Genomic DNA, 19,107 nt, shown 5'->3' with positions numbered 1-19,107 from the left:
TTTGTTGGGGAACGCGTTCCACATCGCCGACCTGTCGATTGACAAAGTTGGACGGCGTCGCGCCCTGTTGTGTGGCTCGAATAGTCGGGCGCGCCACGCTTGATGACGCAGGCGCTCAACCGCGATTTCGCCCCGCCGAGCGCGCCGCTCGCCCGACATGAGTCAGCCAACCGGTGCCGCCGTTACTCCAGGCTGAGTGCCATGAGGAATTCATCATGGAAGACATCTCCGATTTTCAGCGCGCGCGGCTCGCGGCCATATTCCCGGAAGCCGAGGTCATGGTACAGGCGATAGGCAGCCGGATTATCGGTTGAAACGGTTAGTCTGAGCTCGCTCACCATCCCTCTCACGTCATTGATCAGCGTCGCGAGCATGTTCTTGGCCAGCCCGTGACCCCGGGCATCCGGCATCAGATAGATCCCCCAGATCGTGCCTTTGTGGCGTGTTTTTGCGAGGCCCCCCCTCTCCATGGCGGCGATCCCTTTGAGGGTATCCTCGCGCCAAACGCCGAAGACGACATGTGTCTCCAGTCGGTTCGAAAAAAATGACAGCGGTTCGACGGCCTCTTCCGCGAAGGAATAACCAAAAAACCGCGGCGCGCTTCGCAAGGCCTCGAGACGAATCGATCTGAAAGCAGCAGCGTCTTTGGGTGTCAGGCGCCGGATTGTAAAACTGTCTGCCATTGACAACCTCCACCGTTCGATCGGGTGAGTTTTATCGCGATCCGATCTCTTTCGGAATATCCCCCAACCGCTTCTCCGGGGAATGGCGGTTGGCGCTGGGCTATGCGCGCCCTCACAAGACGATGGTGTCTCCTCTCGAACAACGGTTTGAACAGGCGGTACCTGGGTGCGGACAGCGCTCGAGGACCGGCGAGCAGCCGGTGATCCATCAGGACCCGGCACAAAGAGGCTCGACCAGCGCGGATCAACGCTTCGTTGTTGGGCGAATGTCGCGGGGTCACGTTAGCCGGTCCCCAAGACCTCATTGATCAAAACCGGTCGCCCCTCTTTTATGCTCTTGAGGGTCGCCTCGATCATTCCGGTCACAACGAGCCCGTCGTAACCGGTTGCCTCGGGCATGTCGCCGGAGGCGACGCAATCGATGAAATATTTGATCGGTTCATACTGAAAGCCCCAGGCCTTTCCGTAGCGTGTGAGGGCTTCCGACGAAAACGGCGTGTGGAAGCGGTCGGTGTAGATCCAAAGGTTTGGCTCGTTGCGCAGATCGAGTCCCCCCTCCGTACCATAGAGGGTAAGGCGCTGGTCCACCACATTCGAGTAGCTCTCCGGGAGGATCCAGGAGCTTTCCAAAGTGAACACGGCGTCATTCTCGAAGGTGAACATTGCCTGGATTGTGTCGAAGCAATCGATATTGTGGCTTTGCAACACGCCTCTGGAACCCTTGGCGTAGACTTCCCGCGGCTCGGAGGCGACGAGCCATCGGACGATATCGGTCATGTGTGGCATCAGGAACCACTCCGGTCCCGAGCGCGCCCCCCATCCCAGCATCTTGGTCGGCACCCAAATAGTGTCACTGAGGCGGGCATATCCCATGACCGGCTTACCAAGTTTGCCACTTTCCGCATAGGATTTGGCACCCATGAACAACGGATGCCACCGCGCGTGAAAATCCACCATCAGGATGCCGCCGCCGGTTTCGGCCGCGTCGAGGATCGCCTTGGCGTCGGCGACCGATGTCGCGATAGGTTTTTCGATCAGCACGTTTTTGCCCGCAAGCAACGCGGCCACGGCCGGCTCCCGATGGAGATGGTCGGGGGTGGCGATCGTGACCGCCTCCACATCCGAGGTGAGAACGTCCGTTAGTCGCGTCGACCAGTCGCAGCCGAACCGTTCGGCTGCGGCGCGGGCGCGGTTTTCATCCAGATCACAGATGACCGCCAATTCGGCCGCCGCGTGCGACTTCAACGCCAACGCGTGGTTGGCGCCCCATATCCCGGCGCCGACGATCGCGGTTTTGACCGGCCTTGTGTTTGTCGTCATTGGTTCTGCCTCCCTTGTTCGGTTGACGGGCCTGCGAAGCCCAGGGGAAAGATGGTTGAGGATGTCGGCGAGCTGGAAGATGACAACCTCCGCGCCGGCCGCCTTCAAAAGGTCCGCATGTCCCGGTCCGCAATGGCTGCCGCCACAAAAACCAATTACCCGCATTCCAGCTCTGACGCCCGCGGTCACACCTGCGACACTGTCTTCCACGACCACGCTGTCTTGAGGCGCAACACCCATCTCTTGCGCGGCGTGCAGGAAAATATCAGGTGCCGGCTTTCCATTCGGCACCATCGCGGTGCTGAAGATGTTGGGGTGAAAGAGAGGTAGCAAGCGGGTCATCTGCAGACCGAGCCGGAGTTTCCCGGGCGCGCTGCTGGAGGCGACGCAGACTTTCGTATTGAGCTGTTCCAAGAGTGCGCGAACACCCGTGATCGGCCGCAACACCGTTCGAAAAGCGGCCTCGACCCGCTCCTTGACCTGCTCCTCCAGTTCCGCTGGCGTCGTGAATTGGTAGTCCGCGCGCAGAATGCGTGACAATTCCGCGAAATTGATTCCCGTAAATCGGCGCGTGACCTCTTCAAGGCCAATGGGGCATCCGGCGGATTTCAAAGCGCGGGTGAGGATCTCGCACCCCAGATACTCGCTGTCGATGAGAACGCCGTCACAGTCGAAAATGATGAGTTTTGGATTCATGGGATCGTTCCTGGTGGAGCCTTCAAACGCCGCCCGATATCGCAAGGACCGGCCATTCCTCGGCCTCCACACGCGTGACGCGGAAGCTGTTTCTGTCGAGAGTCGCGATATCGAATTGGGGCGTCATGGCGACGAAGCGCGCGTCGCGGCTGGAAAAGTCCGGCAGGATGTGGTGAGCCGTGCCGGCGGAGGTGGTGAATGGTATTCCGTCCCACTGTCCCGACATGGAGACATGGACGTGTCCGCAAAAAATGTGCCTGACCCGCCCGTGCGCCTTAAGAAGTGACATGACGGCATCGGGATTGCTGAGGAGCATCCCCTCGAAATGCGGCAAGCCAACGCCGCGGAAGGGGTAATGCGTGAAGATCGCGACGTCCTTGTCGGCGGCGTCCGCCAGTGTGTCGGCCAGCCACGACAAGCGGTTTTCGCAGAGCCGGCCCTGCGATGAGCCTGGCGCCAGCGTGTCCAGGTAAATGAAACGCGCACCGCCGATATCGTCGAAATTCTGGATGAACCCGTGCGCATCGGTTGCCGTGTCACTGAAGACCGACCGAAAGCTGGCCCGGTCGTCGTGATTGCCGAGCATCAGCCGCGTGGGGACGGGAAAGGTCGCCAACCTTTCCCGCAGCATCGTGTAGGCTTGGGCTTGGGCGCGGTCGGCGAGGTCGCCGCTGATCACACAGAGGCGCGCGTCGGAATAATCTCGCTCGATTCTTCTAAACACGTGATCCAATCGACGCATCGGATCGATCCCAAACAGTGTCTCGTCCGGTCCAACGAGGTGGGGATCGGTGACATGGGCGATAATCAATGGGGAATCTCCGCGTCACTTCGGAAGCAGTGCGCGCGTCTCGCGCGCCATGGCCGCCAAGGTTTCCTCGGCATCGGCCCCACCCGCGATCCGTGTCATGTTGTCGACGAGATTCCGAGCGATTTTGACGCCGTTCTGGCCCGGCCACGCGGCCCACTTGCGCGCGATCGGAATCTGACGTGAACTGGTTTCCCAGTTCGGGTTCTGTTTGAAAAAATCACCGAGATAGGTCGCCTCCAAGGCTCTGGTGTTCGCCGGCATGTAGCCTGTGGCCTTCGCGACGATTGTCTGTCCGACCGGACCGCTGGCGAATTTGATATAGTCCCAGGCGGCTTTCTGTTTTTCGTGATCGGTTGTGACGATGACGGCGGCCATGCCGCCGGTCGGCACCCCTGCCCTTTGCGGATTGGCGAGCGGCATGGTTGAGGTCCGCATGACGAACTTGCCGCCGATCTGCTTTTCGAAAGTGCTGATGATGGAGGGCGAGGTGAAGTAGATTCCGAGCGTGCCGGCCGCAAATTGCTGGCGCGCGGCGCGCTGCTCGATCGCCTTCTGCCCGCCCTCCGTGAAGAAGCGTTTGAAGAGCCGCATCGCGGCCTTGCCCTGTGCGCCGTCAAACGCGATGTCTTTGCCGTCGGCGCTCATTAACTCGCCGCCCTGATTGAAGATCAGATTCTGAAACATCCAGTCGTCCGTCCCCACATCGTAATACATGCCGTCGATGCCGCCGCCCAATGCTGTGATCGAGTGCGCGAGCTTGATCAGGCCGTCCCAATCGGTCGGCAGCCTGCCGGGATCGCCGCCGGCTGCCTTCACCAGGTCCGTGTTGAAAAAGACGATCGGGGTGGAGGTGGCATAGGCGAGCGCGTATTGGACGTTGTTCACTTGACCGAGCGAGAGAAGTCGATCCGAGTAACCGAGCCCCGCCAGGTCTTGGCCAGCTGTGAAGGGCGTCAGTGGGACAGCGATTTTTCTGGAAACGAGGTCCGGGATTTTCTGCAGGCCGGAGATAAAGACGTCAGGCAAGTCCGTGGTGATGGATTGGCGGAGCACCGTTTGCAGGGCTTCGTCATAGTCGGGTGCGGCGGCACGGAAGGTGATCATCACTCCGGGATGGTTCGCCGTGAAGGCGTCGGCCACGGCCCTGTGGAAGGCCTGATGCGACGGATAGGCGTATTGGACCGTCAATTCGGTTTGAGCGAGTGCCGACTGCGCGGTCAGCGGCAAGGCAAGGGCGAGCGATATGAGGCTGCGGAAAAGCATGTGTTATACCTCTTTGTTGGGTTATTTTAGCCCGGTGACGGTTAGTCCTCGGATGAATTGGGCTTGAGCGAAAAGGAAGGCGATCACGAGAGGCGCGATGACGATCGTGCTGGCGGCCATCAGCGCGCCAATATTTCCGCCAGCCTGGCTCGACTGCCTGAACATCATCAAGCCGAGCGGCGGCGTGGCGAGGCTGGGCTCGGTGATCACGATGAGGGGCCAATAGAGATCGTTCCAGTGGGCGATGATGGAGAAGATTGAAAAGGCCGCAATTGCTGGCAGCGCTGTCGGAACAACGATGCACCAAACGATGCCGAGCTCTGAATATCCGTCCAGACGCGCTGCCTCGATGATCTCTTGCGGAAAAGTCTTGAAGAACTGGCGCAGCAGGAAGATGCAGAAAACCGATATCGAGAACGGCGCGATCAGAGCAGTGTAGCTGTCGAGCAAGCCGAGATAGGCGAAGGCGATATAGATCGGCAGCGCCGGAACCTGGATGGGTACCATCAAGCCGAGAAGCACAAGCGCCATCAGAGCGCTGCTTCCGCGGAACGGGATCTTTGCCAGAGCGTATGCGCATGGTGCCGCGATGATCACCTGGACCACCAGGATCGAAAGCGAAACAACTGCGCCGTTCACCATCAGCCGCAGCAACGGCGCTTCGGTGAAGGCGGCAATATAGTTCTCCGTTCCGCCCCACTTCGTTGGAAGCAGCTGGAATTCGGCGAGGAAAACTTCATCGGGCGTTTTGAAGGATGTGATGACCATCCAAAGGAACGGTGTCAGCATGACGATCGCACCGCAAAAGAGCACGAGATGCGCCAGCGCGCTGGAGACGGGCGAATATTGGCGAACCATTAGTAATGCACCTTTCGATCTGCCACACGCATCTGCAGGATGATGAGACTGACGGTGACGAGCAGAAAGACAACGGTCAGCGCGGACGCGTAGCCAGTGCGAAAATACTGGAAGGCCTCCAGGTAGATTGAATACAGGATGACCTCTGTCGCTTTGTTGGGACCGCCCTGAGTGATAACCGCAACGGATTCGAACACCCGCATCGCATTGATCGCGGTTGTAATGGTTACGAACAACGTCGTCGGACCGAGCAAAGGCCAAGTCACGATCAAAAACCTGTCAATGCCGCCGGCCGCACCGTCGAGGGCGGCGGCCTCGTCTATTTCCTTCGGAATTGAGCTCAATCCGGCGAGGAAGAGAACCATGTTGAAACCTATCGACTGCCAGATACCGATAACTGCCAGCGAAACGATCGCCCAGTCCGGATCAGACAAGAAGCGGACCGGATCGACCCCGAGCACTTTGAGCAGATGATTGGCAAGACCGATGCTCGGATGCAGAATGAACTCCCAGACCGTCGCCATAGCGACCAACGTCGCCGTGACCGGTAGGAAAAACGCGACTTTGTAGAACCGGGTTAAAGCGCGCCGGCGTTCAATTAACAGCGCCACAGCAAGAGCCGTGAAAATGGAGCCGGGAACGACCAGCGCGACGTATAACGCGGTGTTACGGACCGACTGCCAGAAAACCCGATCGGCTAACATGTCGGAATAATTGCTTAGCCCGATATAGCGGAGTCCATCCATTCCGAGCTCGTAATCGGTGAAGGATAAAACTACGACGACTGCCGTGGGGAGCACAAGAAAGGCCAACAGGAGCGCGGTTGCAGGAAAAACCAGCAACGACATCGTCCCAAAATTATATTGTCGTACCGGCCTGTCGAACGTCGACGTCATCGTCATGCCGCCGCCCTCCGCTGATGTCTCAATCGCGACCCGTCCGAGCCGAACAAAAAGAGTTTCGAAACGTCGAGACTAAGGTGTACAAGCTGGTCGCAGCTCATTCGGGCCGCGTTTCCGGGCTCGACCCGAGCGATGATCGGATGTTCGGCATAGTCCACTGCAATATGTGCGAAGGCCTCCGCACCGAACCTTTCACAGAAGATCAGCCTGCCGGACAGGTCCGACTGTTCGCCTGATGAGACGGTGGCGCAAGCCTCGGGGCGGAACGCGATAGTACAATCCGGGGATGCGCTGGCCATTGCACCGAGTTGACAACCCAGCTGGGTGTTTGCGATGGCGATAAACGGGAGCGTGTTGAGTCCGGGATTCGATATGAAGCTTGCCACCTTCAGGTGGTCCGGATCATCGTAAACTGCTTCAGGTGTGCCGATCTGAAGGATTTCGCCTGCGAACATCACGGCGATACGGCTCGACATCGTCATCGCTTCGGCCTGATCATGGGTCACGTAGATCAGTGTGACCCGCAGGCGACGATGAAGCTGCACGAGCTCGCTCCGCATTTGAACACGCAGTTGAGCGTCGAGATTTGACAGCGGCTCGTCGAGAAGAAAGACGCGAGGCTTCCTGACAATAGCGCGACCAAGCGCCACGCGTTGACGCTGGCCACCGGAAAGCTGAGCGGGCTTGCGTGACAAGAGGTGCCCAATGCCCAAGGACTTCGCCGTCTGCTCGACGTCATCGTTGATCTGGGAGAGCGTTGCGGCACTCCGCGGTAGCAAGGGACCGACAACCGGCAGTCGTTGAGGCAATGACAGACGCCGCATGCGCAGCGGCACGGCGATGTTCTGCGCGACTGTAAGATGGGGGTAGAGCGCGTAGTTCTGGAATACCATTGCCACGTCGCGCGCTCTGGGCGGTGCATCGGTGACGATCCGACCGGCGATGCGGATAGAGCCCTCGGAAGCTGTTTCCAGACCGGCGATCAAACGCAGAAGCGTTGACTTGCCGCATCCCGATGGCCCCACCAGCGTTAAAAATTCCCCTGGTCGCACTGAAAGATCGACGGGTCCAAGGACCCGGTGGCCACCGAACTGCTTGGTTAGTCCCGTGGCGTCTATCGCCGCGTTGTCGATGTCGGTCACCTCTTCCCTCCTCATAAGTATGGTCCGCGTGTTCCATCTATAGTGGATCATGGTTCCACTTTTATGACAAGTGGGTCACAGCAACAAGCGCCTGATTTCAATGAAAAACCCAGTCTCAGTGGGCGATCGCGAGCCTCCAGATGTTCTGCATCAGTTCTAATTTCACCCCGCGATTCTCCCGTAAAAAAAGAAAACTCGATGTTAAAATTGGGGGAATGCAATTGGAGGTTTAACGTGAGAAACTTGCAGAAAAATTTTTGCGCGATTCGCTTTACGAAGCTTCCTTCGGAGTATGATCAGGATAATGGCACTGAAACTTCCGGTCTCATCCAGGATCAGAACGCGACTCTCGATTTTTCCGCCAGCACTCGCGAAGGTCGGATCCTATGTCAACGCTCGTCCTAGCCTGGTGCTCACCCAGTCGGTTCGCGAAATCGCCCAGGCCTGCAAAGTCGGGTCAGCGACGGTGATCAGGTTCTACCGTGAGATCGGTTTTCAAAGCCTCCTGGAACTCAAGATCGCACTCGCGAGCGAACTTGAGGCACAATCGCGATTGCTCCAGGAGACATCAGGTTCCGTGAAGGTTGGCGATCGATTCGTTCAGGCTCTGGAAGAAAGCCGGTCATATCTTCGCGAAGAGAATGTCTCCAAGCTCGCGCTGGGTTTGATGGGCGCATCCCGAATTTATGTTCTTGGAGAAGGAACGGCTCAGTTTTCGGCTCAAGCTCTTGCTGCTCGACTCGTGGAATACGATCTGCCGGCGTTTGCCGTATCAGCGAAGGGATTCGAGGACGCGCATCGTCTTGACGGCTCCTGCGTCGTCATATGGTACCTAGGACCGGAGGTCGATGCGAACATTTTACGGCGCCTGCGCAACATCCGCAAGCTTGGTGCATTCATCGCCACGATCCCCTCTCAGATGAGCGCCAGCATCGATAAGGTGTCCAGTGTTGTCCTGCCGGCGATAACTGAATTGCCCAGCGCAGCACTTACACACCAGTTCATTATCGAGACACTGATTGCGGAATTAGCCATAGCTCGCCGCACGCATTCTTTTTAAAGGTCGCCTCAACGGAGCACGGCATCATTCATTGAACGCAGTGCTAGCAATTTCGTTTTGATACCGTTATACGGGCAGAAGGCAGCGGAGCTGCCTGGGGCGTGGAAACCCCGTCAACCGAAGATGTGCTTGTTTGCGCAGCGATCGATGAATTCCCTATGGTCGGGGAGCCTGTAACGTATAGAAGAGGTTCTTTGAACCGAAGGTTACAGGGGCTAGACGGCTTTCCAACTCCCCGATCGCCAGACATGTTGCGACTTCGTCGCAGCTTCGCAAGGGGTTCACAATGCAGCACCGTCGACAAGCCCGCACATCCGACACGAAATTTTCCTGCATCGGATTATTGGAAATTCGCGTACCTGAAGCTGTCGCGATTGACGAAGCGATTGGGCGAAAGATCCGCGCCCGTCGAATGGATCTAGGGCTCTCGCAAAGCATGCTCGGAGGAACGGTTGGGTTGTCGTTTCAGCAGATACAAAAATACGAGTCCGGTGCCAACCGCGTTAGCTCGTCCACGCTTTTCCAAATGGCGTGCCGCCTTGGTATCCCGCTCACCTATTTCTTTTCCGAATTGCCGGACCCGTTGAGCGAAGGTATGGGTTTGCGCGCGGAAAGCGACCGAAATTGGGAATACATTCGGTCACCAGAAGGGCAATTACTTGTTGAGACTGCGCTCGCACTCCCTCGTCAAGTTCGATCGAGGATCCTGGCGTTGATGGAGGTAATGGCAGCCGAGGAAACCTGACCTGGCAACGGTCCATATTGTGGCGGGCCCAGCCCCTCGCCCTCGTCCTCCACGAGAAGGAGGGCGCGGCATGCGCATCGCATCTGGTCCCGCGTCCCCTGTGCGGCTTTGCCGTGAAGAGCTGAACTCTATGATTTTCGGCAATTGTGCGTCATTTCGGGCCTAGTGGCCAGATCGTGAGCGCCGTCTGTTCGTCCTTGGCATCGACAGCCAGCGCGAACACGCCTATTTCCAGACGCAGAGCGCGATTTGCCGCATCCCATAACAAGGCCGCGCCAAGTCGCTTTCCCCTAAATTCCACATCGATTGCCAGCCTCCCAACACGGGCGACGGGAATCACCGGATGGCGCGGCAGCAGCCGCGCAAAAATACCGGACAATTGCCAGATACCAACTGGTGTCCAAATTCACCTCTTATCGGCATCCAAATTTAATCCCCTGGTGGTGTTAGATCAGCGCTTGGCCTGCCCGGCGCTGACCCGGGTTGCAGAGGGTAGGCCAAGTGCGGGTGATAATCGTCTTCGGCTTTGAGAGCGGATCTCGAAGCGCGGGGACTCGTTTCCGGTTTAGCCAATCTCGCAATGAGGGGCCAGACGGTCCAGAAGTGCTGTCGACATTTTGGCGTCGCCGAACACTGATGGCAGATGGCCATTCGCCGAACGCCAGGTTCGTGGTGACAATGATCGATGTGCGCTCGCAGAGCCTGCTGATCAGATGGAACAGGAGCTGACCGCCCGCCTGGGCAAATGGCAGATAGTTGAGTTCGTCGAGGATGAATCCGGTATGTTACCGGCACCATCCCGAGGATCTGTGTTGGCATCAACAATGTGATGCACAGGGCCATACAAGACATTGTCCAAACGATGAGCAAACGCGAGATTTTCCCGCTGGCTGCTCATTATGTCTCGTGCGGCTCTCAGACTAGAAACTATTTCGGAAACCTCCGCCTCCGTGCCTGACAGGCCGGCTGCGAGCGCCCGCATAGTTTCTGCATCGCCCTTGCCTTCGGTGATTTTACGCAATTGAGTTAACATGCCATTTTTGGAAAAATGAAAGCCGGCCAGCCTTACCCACTTCTTCGGGGTAGATTTTCGAGTAAACGTAGCTCTGCAGATCATACATGACCATTTCGTGCGCTCCCAAGGTCAGCCGAGCCGATTAACCCTTGCCGTAGTACTCCTTTCCCGATTCTGCTGGACTCGATCGGCCAGTGGGGGATGGCTTTCCCGATAAAGCGCGGTGAGGACACCGCCGGCAATCGATATCGACTCGATGGCAGACTCAATGATGCCCCGCATGATCGCTCCGCCAGCGAAAGCGGCCGGGGGAACAAGTAGCCGGCTCTCGTCGTCCGATCCAGCAGTGCCTATGCCGGCAGCATGGCTTTTGATGTCAAAGCCAAATCCGCCTATGACGACCACCTGATTTTCGAGCTGGGCGAGGTCGATAAACTCGCCCGCTATGGTGCCCATTTCCACGTCTCGGTTTATTTCGCGTGCTTCGACCTGGACGTGCCCGACCGGTTCCATTAGGTGTCGCTGCACGACCTAGTGTCTCGGCCGCCGGAACGTGGGGGCAAGGCCCGTGTCGTCACCATCCCGACCACCGAGGTGTTCGAGGCGGCGTTTGCCGAACCGTTCCTTGATGCTTATCTGCGGTTCAGCGAGCATTGCCTTGCCCTTTGAGGAAGAAGCTTAGGGGCGCCGCCCCTCGCGCCCGCAAGAGGGCCGAGCCTCGGCTACGCCTTCGGCCGCACCAACCCTCTTGCAGTTGCTACCCCCGGCCCTCGCCGGTCAGGCAGGGTTGCATGGGATGCAACCGCCTTTCAAAGAAAAATGACAAAAGGCTTGACGGATTATGAGTGTTTACTCATAATATAGGTAGATGGAAAAGTTGCCCAGCCCTACCCGACCGCTGCTCTGGATAGCATCCAGCCGCAAAGACTATGCGGATTTTCCGCCCAAAGTGCAGGAAGCCTTTGGCTTTGAGCTGTTTCTGGCACAGACGGGGCAACATCCTCCATCAGCGAAGATGCTTAAGGGCCTCGGCAATGGTATAGTGGAGTTGGTCGAAGACCACGACAGCGATACCTACCGCGCCGTTTATACCGTCCGTTTTGATACGGCCGTTTATGTGCTGCATTGCTTCAAGAAGAAGTCAAAGCGCGGCATCAAGACCCCCCAGGGCGATATCGAGCTGATTAAGCGCCGTTTCCGTGATGCGGAAGCCGATTATGCAGCGAAACAAAATGAGGAGCGCAAGCGATGAAAACCGAACACGTCGAGGTTCATGCCAGCCACCCCAATATCTTTGCGGAGCTGGGACTACCGGATGCCGAGAACCACTTTTTGAAGGCTCAGATTGTGGCCGCCCTGCATCGTCTTGTCACCGAGCGGAAACTCAATCAGGCGAAGGCTGGTGCCCTCATGGGCATCACCCAGCCCGAAGTCTCCCGCCTCTTCCGGGGGCATTTCCGGGAATACTCCGTCGAACGCCTCATGAGCTTCCTAACCGCCTTCAATCAGGATGTTGAAATTGTTATACGGCCTCATGCCAAGGCTGGAGAGGCCGGAAACATAACCTTCAATGCGGTCATGGCGTAACGGGACTCGCTCCCGGCCGAGGGCTCATACCATCACTCAGAACGAAAAGGCGGGCTTTATCCCGCCTTTTCGTTCTCTCAATTCCCGGCCACGAGCTGCTATCCTGTCAACTCGGCAGGCCCTTGCAGAAATTGGTTTGGAAATACCTCACCATCCCCAGCCGGAACCGACCCCCGGGGTTCGAGGTCTGGGGCGTCGTCACCAGCTCCATCCGGAAGTTCGGATGCGGGCTCGGAACCCGTCTGTACCAGCATGTCCTGCAGCTCCGCGAACGCGTCCTGCACAAAGAACTACGCCACAATGCATGGCGCTGCGCTGGGTCTCATCTTCGAGGGCTCTGGCAGCCATCTCCAGCAGACGCAGGCGGTCTCGGACCTGATGGGCTTTGTCGATGAAATCTGTGAAATGGGGCATCTCGTCTCCGTAGTCATATTGCTCAAAGCTCACCAAGTGATTTCCCAAAAGGCCGAGCTGCTTAATGCGTATGCCCCTAACTGCGATGCGCCGATGGACAGGCCTGCCGGGCTGGCGCAGATATAACGCATGTCCGCACAGATTCACCCTCTTCCCGTCGTGACCGAGCAATTCGAGCGCGAGCGAGCGGCCCAGGCCGAAGCCCGGCACATCGTCCTACAATGGTTGCAGGCGATTGAAATGGCACGCCGGGCTGGTGAGGAACTCGCGCTGCTGGGATTTGTAGAGAGCATGGACATGACGCTCGCTGCGACAAAGCTGGAATGCAATCCGCCCGTCGAGGCCCTGCGGCGGCTGATTAGCTGGCGCGATCCATCTTGAAGACATTGCGGAAAACGTCAAAGCATTCCGACGCGGTTTTCGCTATATAGCCATCCATGACAGCAGTTCCGAATATCACCTCTTTATCGACGACAGCGGCAGCCGCGATCCCGATCGCCGCCTAAAGCATAACCGCGACGACAGCATGGACTGTTTTGCCTTGGGCGGGATCCTGATCAAAGAAGAGGACGCCGACGAGCTGAAGAGCCGTCACGCCGAGTTCTGCGCCAGGCATGACATCACCTATCCGCTGCATTCCAATCCGATCCGTGGCGGTCGGGAGAACTTCGGTTGGTTGAAGAATCCGGAGAAGGCCCGGGCGTTCTTTCCCGAGCTGGATGAGTTCATGGTGAGCCTCCCGGTGCTGGGCATTGCGGCCGTGATTGACCGGCCGGGATATGTCGCCCGTTACAAAGAGCATTACGCCGAACGTCTTTGGCTGATGTGCAAGACCGCCTATTGCATCCTGATCGAGCGGGCAGCCAAGTACGCAGACAGCCAGGGTCGCGTGCTGCGCGTGTTTTTCGAGGAGACGGGCAAAGCTGAGGACCGGGCGCTGATCGCTTACCACAAAAGCCTGAAGGAGGTCGGGATGCCATTCGATAGCGGCACATCATCCAGCTACGGATCCCTCAGCGCGGCTGATTTCCGCCGCATCGTTATGGGCGATACTAAGCGCCGTACCAAGGAGACGCCGATGATCCAGATCGCGGATCTGATGCTCTACCCAATGGCCAAGGCCGGTTATGATCCGACCTATCGGCCGTATGTGCAGCTGATGAAGGCCGGCCGGCTGATTGACGCACAGCTGGAACCGGAAGATCGGGCATTGTTGGGGATAAAATACAGCTGCTTCAAATGAATAAGGCCCGATAAATCGGGCCCTAAACATTTCGGCCCGCGCCTAGCGCTGACCCCGGAGCGTTGCTCTAGGGAAATATAGGTCACTATCGCATCCGTTGCAACACTGTTCAAACACCCTCGGATAGTCTCAAATTAAATCAAGGGGTTACTATCGATTTAGAAAGTCTGTACCCGGCCTGACCGGCGATGTCTGGCGGGTACGCCCGGCAAGCTACGCTACCTCGCTCATCGTCGCCCGCAATGGAGAAGTAACGTTGCAACCGACAGGTTTGCTTAAAGAATTTTTCCTCAATATGCTGACGATCAACAGGCCAGCTCCCCCATGTCCGACGTTTACGCCTATCGCCTGAAATCCAGCAATAGCAACCAGGTGAAGAACCTCCTCGCTGAGGGTCAAATCGCCATAGGCTGGAGTGAAGCGAGGGTCGTGGATTCAACTTTACCAAGGACGACGTTCGCCGCGAAATCGGCTACCGCTATCCGCATTTGGAAGCCGAAGGGAAGCTCGATGCCACAGTGCGCTTTGGCAGAGCTTTGTGATTCGGCATGAAATGCCCAATTTGTTCGCCCTCTTCCGGCACAGCTCATTCATCTGGCGTATTCGAGGTGTGGTACCGAACGAGGAAAGATATATCGCTTGGCTCTCGAAAATCGCCAGGGCCGATGCAAGCGCGATTCCTGACAACCGAGACGGAGGATATTTCAACGCTCGCCTGCAAGCGACTGCGCCTGCGCCGATTGCGATAACTGCATGAGCAAGGAGCTACGATACGAAACCGACCTGATGGATGCGGAATGGGTGGTGCCGCTTCTGAAAAATGCGGCGCTATCTAGGTAGCGCCGCAAAAAACGATGCCATTACATGTAATAGGTAGAAAACTCATATTGAGGACACGGTAGAACCGCCCGCTTTTACACTGCCTTGCCTTTTATTCGAGCCAGCAGCGAGGCCATGGAGGCCGCAAGCGACGCTTTATTTGAAAGCTGCCGCATGTTGCCACTTAGGCTACCAAGCGTGTGAGCACTCAATTCTGTCCCCGGTCTATATTGTGACACGGCTTCCAACGGTCCTTTCGCGATCTGAACCATCATCTCGCTCAACGACGCAAATACCTTTCCGATCAACGCATCATCAGATTCTTTGATTGCCATGATTACCTCCTATGGTTTAGCGCTCACCAATCAATCATATCTGGCGTTGTTTCTCAAGGCTCTGTATTGAACTATTGCGCCAAATACGAAAATAGACCACGCAAGCAACGCCCAGACCGTAAGGCCCACCAAAGGCGCACCGAAGAAACCCGTGATCATCGCAAGGTTTGAGTCAAGTGGCATATATGGCAGCATGTTCGATGTTAATTTGCTAAAAATGGGATAGTTGGAGTTGGCGTCTTGATAGATATTCATGAGAATATACATAACGTAAAACATGAAGGCGCCTGAAAGGTATACGCCGGTAACCAATACTGACGTAAAGGCATCTACATGAGGAGATAGATGCCCCGCGATTACACCGACCACAATGGCTGATTGAGAGACCCAGTGGAGTACGTTTTCTAAGAAAGCGCCAGCACTGCTGGCTTTCCCACGCTCCCTTGCAAGATCTCCATCCAGACAATCGAAGAATGCGGCGGCTAATATACAGAACGACCCAATGATCGACCTAACAAAGCTTCCGTCAGAGAAATTCACGGCAGCTAAAATATAAAAAGCAAACCATATGATTGTAAAGTGGTTTGGCTTTAGAAGACGCGTTGTCAAACTCCTCGCCAACGATTTCGAAAGAGGTCTTATCGGTCGATAGATGTATCCGTCCAATTTAGTATGTCCCTTTTTTAGAGTTGACGGACGGTATATTGTTAAAATGGCGGGTTACGTCCAGCGAACCCGACAGCCCATAGCTTGCAATTTTTCCACGAAAAGTGGGTGAGCCCGCCGGATTGGATCTGCGTGTCGGATAGTCGATTGGCCCTTGATTTGGATGGCGGCGATGAAGAGCCCAAGTACGACACGAATGATATAAGGCGCTTCTACGGTCGCAGGGCGCAATTGTGAGCCGCCAAGAACAATAAGTCTATGCGGATCAGATAGATGAACTCTGGCACCAAATTTCGAAAGTTCAGCGCTCCACGACAGAGCACCTTCATAAACCTTGTTCCAAAACATTATCTCACTATTACATCCGACGGCTATGCCAATTGCCTGAGGCAGCAAATCTGCAGGGTAGTACGGCCAAGGCGCGGCCTCAATCTTCGGAACAAGCTCTGGCGTGAGTGGCATTTCGACATTTCTGTCCCAACCATCAACTACGATCTCATCATCGGATACAACTATTTTTAGACCTAATTTTCGATACTGCCGAATGATCAACGGCATATATTTTGCGACATTGGTCTTGACCGCAATCCTCCCTCCGCTGACGCCGCCAATGGCAAGAAAGGTTGCAACTTCATGGTGATCATCCGGTACATCGAAGGCCACTCCTTGTAGTTTATCGACTCCCTGAACGACGAGGTATGAGGTGCCGATGCCGGAAATATTCCCTCCCATGGCGGTAAGCATTTGGCAGAACTCTTGTACGTGAGGCTCCGAGGCGGCATTGTTGAGTGTCGATCTGCCATCGGCGAGAACCGCCATCATGAGGAACGTCTCGGTCGCAGTGACGGATGCGTACTCAGCCCAGATATCTGCTGCACGAGGCCGTCCAGACAACGTAATCTCGCGCGGTTGCGAGGTAGAAATAGAGCAACCAAACGCCGCAAGTACGTCGAAATGCGGATCGAGTTCGCGAATGCCCAGTGCGCATCCCTTCGCCTCGGTATCAAACATAAGATAACCCTTTCTCTGGATTATCGGCGCGAGCAACAGGACGGCAGAACGTATTCCCAACGGTAATTGCGGATCACGAGAAGCGATAACGTCTGCATCGTGGCGAACAGTGATTACCTGCTCATCTCTGTGCCACTCGACCGAAGCCCCCAATTCTTTATAGCAATCTAAGATTTTCTCGACGTCGCTGATGTCCGGTACATTTTTGAGAGTCACTTCTTGATCGGTGAGAAGAGTGGCGCAGAGCATTGGCAGGATCGCATTCTTACTGCCCGAGGGTGTCAGCCGGCCGTTTATCGGAATGCCACCTTCAACAACTAAGTCAGCCATGTTTCACCCTCTCCCGTTTCATTTCCCAAGTCACAAGGATTTAGCGTTTTTTTATGAAATACAATCGGAAATATCTGAACGCCGCGGATAAGCCGTAAGTTTGCGCTGCGACCGTTTCGAGAATTAATAGGAAAAAGGTCAATCAAACAACGCAATCAACTGCGACCGATCCAGTTTTACAGGCGAGTTTGCCATCCGAGCCAAATCGACGAGGTCCACTGTCTTGTGTATGTCTTGCATAGAAAGGCCGCAATCTTTGGCCGTCGGAGCGAGACCAAGCTCATCAAGGAGGGACCCCCATATTTTCGCGATCGGTGCCTTTTGTGAGGCGCCCAACGCAGATTCGATTAGACCATATGGAGCCCTCCAGACTCCGAGTTTGGCTGAACTGTTTATCAAGCTTCCAAACAGCTCAAGATATCTTCCCATCGACAATGATACCGCGTGCCCGTGCGGAATTCCCTGACTATACGACAGGTTGTACGACAACGCATGCGGTATTGTCGTTCGCGTGATCGCGATCGCCTGCCCGGCGAGGTGGCCCGCTATTGCCATTGCTCGTTGCGCCGAGGTCTCCCCCGCCACTGCGCGCCGTAAGTATTGAGAAGCAATCAACAACGCACGCCGAGCGCGGACGGAACTCTCCGGAGTTGTGAATTTTGAAAGTAACGATTCAATGGCCTGGCACAAGGCATCGAGACCTGCGACCGCATTGACACTTGCAGGGGCGCTGGCGAGGAATCGTGCATCAACTAGCGAAACGTCGGGCACTAGCGAGATATTTTCAATGGAAGCCTTGCGACCTTGATCGTAGACGACAGCAAAGGGCGTACACTCGCTTCCGGAACCTGCTGTCGTCGGTAGAGCGATCAGAGGCACGTTGCGTCTTGCGTTGACGTCGCCTCGGATGACTGCTCTGGCCGCTGCTGTATCTCGTATTCCGCAGGCTAGCAGCTTTCCCAGATCAATCGTACGCCCGCCGCCTATCGCCACGATACATCCGATTGGTTGATTGCCGATTAGCCTCGCGGGCTCGGATAAATACTCTGACTCCAGTACACTTCCACTGATAGGAATGACGAGTTTTTCATCGGATATCGTCGCCAAAGCGTTCTCTGCTGCTCTAGATGAGCCGACATTCCGCCCGACTATAACTATCGTCCTTCCAGGAATACCAATTGTCTTTATGGCACGCCCAAGCAATAGGGCCGCGCCACATCGAACCAATCCGCGCCGAAACGGAGCGCCACATTCACTGGTGAGATCTAACGATGTTTCAAAACGAGAAGACACGAAACTCGAACCGATTGCTGCTTTTTCCGTTTTGGAAGCTTTGAATCTTCCGCTCGTAATACTCCTCGCGGATTGGCCCACCTACCGAGGGTGCAAACGTAAATAATAGATGCCACGAATCCAAGGAGGAAGAGTTGTGGGCTGTTCGATGTGGTGCCTCGCTATCGAGGAGAAGTGCGTCGCCCATATCTGCATCTACCGCCATAGGTGCCATTGTGTTGAAAAGATCATCTGTCATTTTACCCTTCTCGTTGGGAAAGCGACCTAAGTTGTGTTGTTCGTCGACAACTTCAAATCCTCCATGGAACAAATCGGAATGGCCTAAAAATAGACCGATCGAGACAAACCTCTCTGCAAACTCGCCCCAGCCAGCCGCAGAGTCTTGATGCGGGGCGTAGCCACCGCTACCGGCGTAACGAATGTTCAATTTATCTTTGAACAAGACAACCGGGCATCCCAGGTAACTTTCCGCCGCTCGGATAATACGCTCGCCGAGCCCTGCGGATTTCAGGATCGTCAGCGCTTCCCAAATCCTTTCGACACGCGTTAGGCGACTCTTCCCATCTGGCAATACATCGTAGTAGTATAGACAATGGGGATGTCCATCGCTGTCCATAGTTGTGCGCAGCAATTGTTCCTTTAGCAACAATATTTCAGCTTTCGACGCGAACGGGGAAATAAGCTTCCATCCACGCCTTCGAGCAACGGCTGTCTCGTGAGCCAAATCGTGCAGAACGACGGGCTTGTTATTTCCATCAAGTAACGACATCTCGTGTTTGCCTCCAACTTCACGTGAGATAGTTCCTTGCGTTTCTCCTGCGCGACCAAACGATCCCGAAGAGCAGCAAACAGATATCTTGGTGATATTTAGCTTGTATTGGCCGCACTACCTATAGTAGTGTAATCGCCGACGG

Annotated in this window: 22 protein-coding genes and 1 pseudogene; 8 read left to right on the top strand and 15 right to left on the bottom strand. The window is 56.0% G+C overall.

The genetic code is table 11. The features are described from left to right. Window positions 1–182: 182 nt before the first annotated feature. The 7 genes from MOV63_RS10970 to MOV63_RS32785 all read right to left on the bottom strand — a co-directional run bounded on the left by MOV63_RS10970 (window position 183) and on the right by MOV63_RS32785 (window position 7,675). The gene (locus MOV63_RS10970; RefSeq protein ID WP_247033761.1) at window positions 183–683 is read right to left on the bottom strand and encodes a GNAT family N-acetyltransferase; all 501 of its coding nucleotides are present in this window, start codon (window positions 681–683) and stop codon (window positions 183–185) included. Window positions 684–965: 282 nt separating this feature from the next. Next, window positions 966–2,699 carry an HAD-IA family hydrolase gene (locus MOV63_RS10965; RefSeq protein WP_247033760.1) on the bottom strand — a complete coding sequence of 578 codons (1,734 nt, stop codon included), beginning with the start codon at window positions 2,697–2,699 and terminating at the stop codon, window positions 966–968. A 22-nt stretch (window positions 2,700–2,721) separates the two neighbouring features. After that, window positions 2,722–3,510, bottom strand: a complete 789-nt coding sequence (locus MOV63_RS10960) for a phosphodiesterase (protein WP_247033759.1) — start codon at window positions 3,508–3,510, stop codon at window positions 2,722–2,724. Window positions 3,511–3,525: 15 nt separating this feature from the next. Next, window positions 3,526–4,773 (bottom strand): ABC transporter substrate-binding protein, encoded by a 1,248-nt coding sequence (locus tag MOV63_RS10955; RefSeq protein ID WP_247033758.1) that lies wholly within the window; start codon window positions 4,771–4,773, stop codon window positions 3,526–3,528. 21 nt (window positions 4,774–4,794) lie between these two features. After that, window positions 4,795–5,631 carry a carbohydrate ABC transporter permease gene (locus MOV63_RS10950; RefSeq protein WP_247033757.1) on the bottom strand — a complete coding sequence of 279 codons (837 nt, stop codon included), beginning with the start codon at window positions 5,629–5,631 and terminating at the stop codon, window positions 4,795–4,797. Continuing rightward, window positions 5,631–6,533: a carbohydrate ABC transporter permease gene (locus MOV63_RS10945; RefSeq protein WP_247033755.1), complete on the bottom strand. Its 903-nt coding sequence runs from the start codon at window positions 6,531–6,533 to the stop codon at window positions 5,631–5,633. Before MOV63_RS10945 ends, MOV63_RS10950 begins: the two co-directional genes overlap by 1 nt. Further along, complete coding sequence (locus tag MOV63_RS32785) at window positions 6,530–7,675, bottom strand: ABC transporter ATP-binding protein (RefSeq protein ID WP_293402712.1); 1,146 nt, start codon at window positions 7,673–7,675, stop codon at window positions 6,530–6,532. The genes MOV63_RS10945 and MOV63_RS32785 overlap by 4 nt, the downstream gene beginning before the upstream one ends. A gap of 304 nt (window positions 7,676–7,979) precedes the next feature. Here MOV63_RS32785 and MOV63_RS10935 point away from each other — a divergent pair, with 304 nt between their 5' ends. Both MOV63_RS10935 and MOV63_RS10930 read left to right on the top strand, forming a co-directional pair. After that, window positions 7,980–8,735 (top strand): MurR/RpiR family transcriptional regulator, encoded by a 756-nt coding sequence (locus tag MOV63_RS10935; RefSeq protein WP_247033754.1) that lies wholly within the window; start codon window positions 7,980–7,982, stop codon window positions 8,733–8,735. 286 nt (window positions 8,736–9,021) lie between these two features. After that, window positions 9,022–9,480 carry a helix-turn-helix domain-containing protein gene (locus MOV63_RS10930; protein ID WP_247033752.1) on the top strand — a complete coding sequence of 153 codons (459 nt, stop codon included), beginning with the start codon at window positions 9,022–9,024 and terminating at the stop codon, window positions 9,478–9,480. A gap of 151 nt (window positions 9,481–9,631) precedes the next feature. On the opposite strand, the gene MOV63_RS10925 is transcribed toward MOV63_RS10930, so the two are convergent. The 3 genes and pseudogenes from MOV63_RS10925 to MOV63_RS10915 form a co-directional block, all read right to left on the bottom strand. Beyond that, on the bottom strand, window positions 9,632–9,859 hold the full coding sequence (locus MOV63_RS10925) for a GNAT family N-acetyltransferase (RefSeq protein WP_247033750.1): 228 nt from the start codon (window positions 9,857–9,859) through the stop codon (window positions 9,632–9,634). Between the two features lie 72 nt (window positions 9,860–9,931). Further along, a pseudogene (locus MOV63_RS32940) lies at window positions 9,932–10,253 on the bottom strand (ATP-binding protein); the annotation flags it as partial. 371 nt (window positions 10,254–10,624) lie between these two features. Then, window positions 10,625–10,951: a hypothetical protein gene (locus tag MOV63_RS10915; protein WP_247033749.1), complete on the bottom strand. Its 327-nt coding sequence runs from the start codon at window positions 10,949–10,951 to the stop codon at window positions 10,625–10,627. 60 nt (window positions 10,952–11,011) lie between these two features. On the opposite strand from MOV63_RS10915, the gene MOV63_RS10910 reads away from it, so the two are divergent. The 6 genes from MOV63_RS10910 to MOV63_RS10885 all read left to right on the top strand — a co-directional run bounded on the left by MOV63_RS10910 (window position 11,012) and on the right by MOV63_RS10885 (window position 13,739). Then, window positions 11,012–11,164: a hypothetical protein gene (locus MOV63_RS10910; RefSeq protein WP_247033748.1), complete on the top strand. Its 153-nt coding sequence runs from the start codon at window positions 11,012–11,014 to the stop codon at window positions 11,162–11,164. A gap of 199 nt (window positions 11,165–11,363) precedes the next feature. Further along, window positions 11,364–11,747 (top strand): type II toxin-antitoxin system RelE/ParE family toxin, encoded by a 384-nt coding sequence (locus MOV63_RS10905; RefSeq protein ID WP_247033747.1) that lies wholly within the window; start codon window positions 11,364–11,366, stop codon window positions 11,745–11,747. Further along, on the top strand, window positions 11,744–12,082 hold the full coding sequence (locus MOV63_RS10900; RefSeq protein WP_247033746.1) for a helix-turn-helix domain-containing protein: 339 nt from the start codon (window positions 11,744–11,746) through the stop codon (window positions 12,080–12,082). The genes MOV63_RS10905 and MOV63_RS10900 overlap by 4 nt, the downstream gene beginning before the upstream one ends. A 300-nt stretch (window positions 12,083–12,382) precedes the next feature. Further along, window positions 12,383–12,622, top strand: a complete 240-nt coding sequence (locus MOV63_RS10895; protein WP_247033745.1) for a hypothetical protein — start codon at window positions 12,383–12,385, stop codon at window positions 12,620–12,622. 3 nt (window positions 12,623–12,625) lie between these two features. After that, window positions 12,626–12,877, top strand: coding sequence for a hypothetical protein (locus MOV63_RS10890; RefSeq protein WP_247033744.1), 252 nt, complete (start codon window positions 12,626–12,628; stop codon window positions 12,875–12,877). A gap of 4 nt (window positions 12,878–12,881) precedes the next feature. Continuing rightward, window positions 12,882–13,739, top strand: coding sequence for a DUF3800 domain-containing protein (locus tag MOV63_RS10885; RefSeq protein WP_405029322.1), 858 nt, complete (start codon window positions 12,882–12,884; stop codon window positions 13,737–13,739). 914 nt (window positions 13,740–14,653) lie between these two features. Here MOV63_RS10885 and MOV63_RS10880 read toward each other — a convergent pair. From MOV63_RS10880 to MOV63_RS10860, 5 genes are all read right to left on the bottom strand, one after another. Next, window positions 14,654–14,893, bottom strand: coding sequence for a hypothetical protein (locus MOV63_RS10880; RefSeq protein ID WP_247033743.1), 240 nt, complete (start codon window positions 14,891–14,893; stop codon window positions 14,654–14,656). Between the two features lie 30 nt (window positions 14,894–14,923). Continuing rightward, on the bottom strand, window positions 14,924–15,502 hold the full coding sequence (locus tag MOV63_RS10875; RefSeq protein WP_247033741.1) for a CDP-alcohol phosphatidyltransferase family protein: 579 nt from the start codon (window positions 15,500–15,502) through the stop codon (window positions 14,924–14,926). Window positions 15,503–15,613: 111 nt separating this feature from the next. Further along, on the bottom strand, window positions 15,614–16,900 hold the full coding sequence (locus MOV63_RS10870) for a UDP-N-acetylglucosamine 1-carboxyvinyltransferase (RefSeq protein WP_247033739.1): 1,287 nt from the start codon (window positions 16,898–16,900) through the stop codon (window positions 15,614–15,616). A gap of 138 nt (window positions 16,901–17,038) precedes the next feature. Then, complete coding sequence (locus MOV63_RS10865; RefSeq protein ID WP_247033737.1) at window positions 17,039–18,193, bottom strand: iron-containing alcohol dehydrogenase; 1,155 nt, start codon at window positions 18,191–18,193, stop codon at window positions 17,039–17,041. Further along, window positions 18,177–18,962, bottom strand: coding sequence for a phytanoyl-CoA dioxygenase family protein (locus MOV63_RS10860; RefSeq protein ID WP_247033734.1), 786 nt, complete (start codon window positions 18,960–18,962; stop codon window positions 18,177–18,179). The genes MOV63_RS10865 and MOV63_RS10860 overlap by 17 nt, the downstream gene beginning before the upstream one ends. Between the last annotated feature and the right edge of the window lie 145 nt (window positions 18,963–19,107).

Origin of the sequence: Neorhizobium sp. SHOUNA12A, from assembly GCF_023006505.1 — a bacterium.
Lineage (GTDB): Bacteria > Pseudomonadota > Alphaproteobacteria > Rhizobiales > Rhizobiaceae > Neorhizobium.
This window is presented reverse-complemented; position numbering and strand designations above follow the sequence as displayed.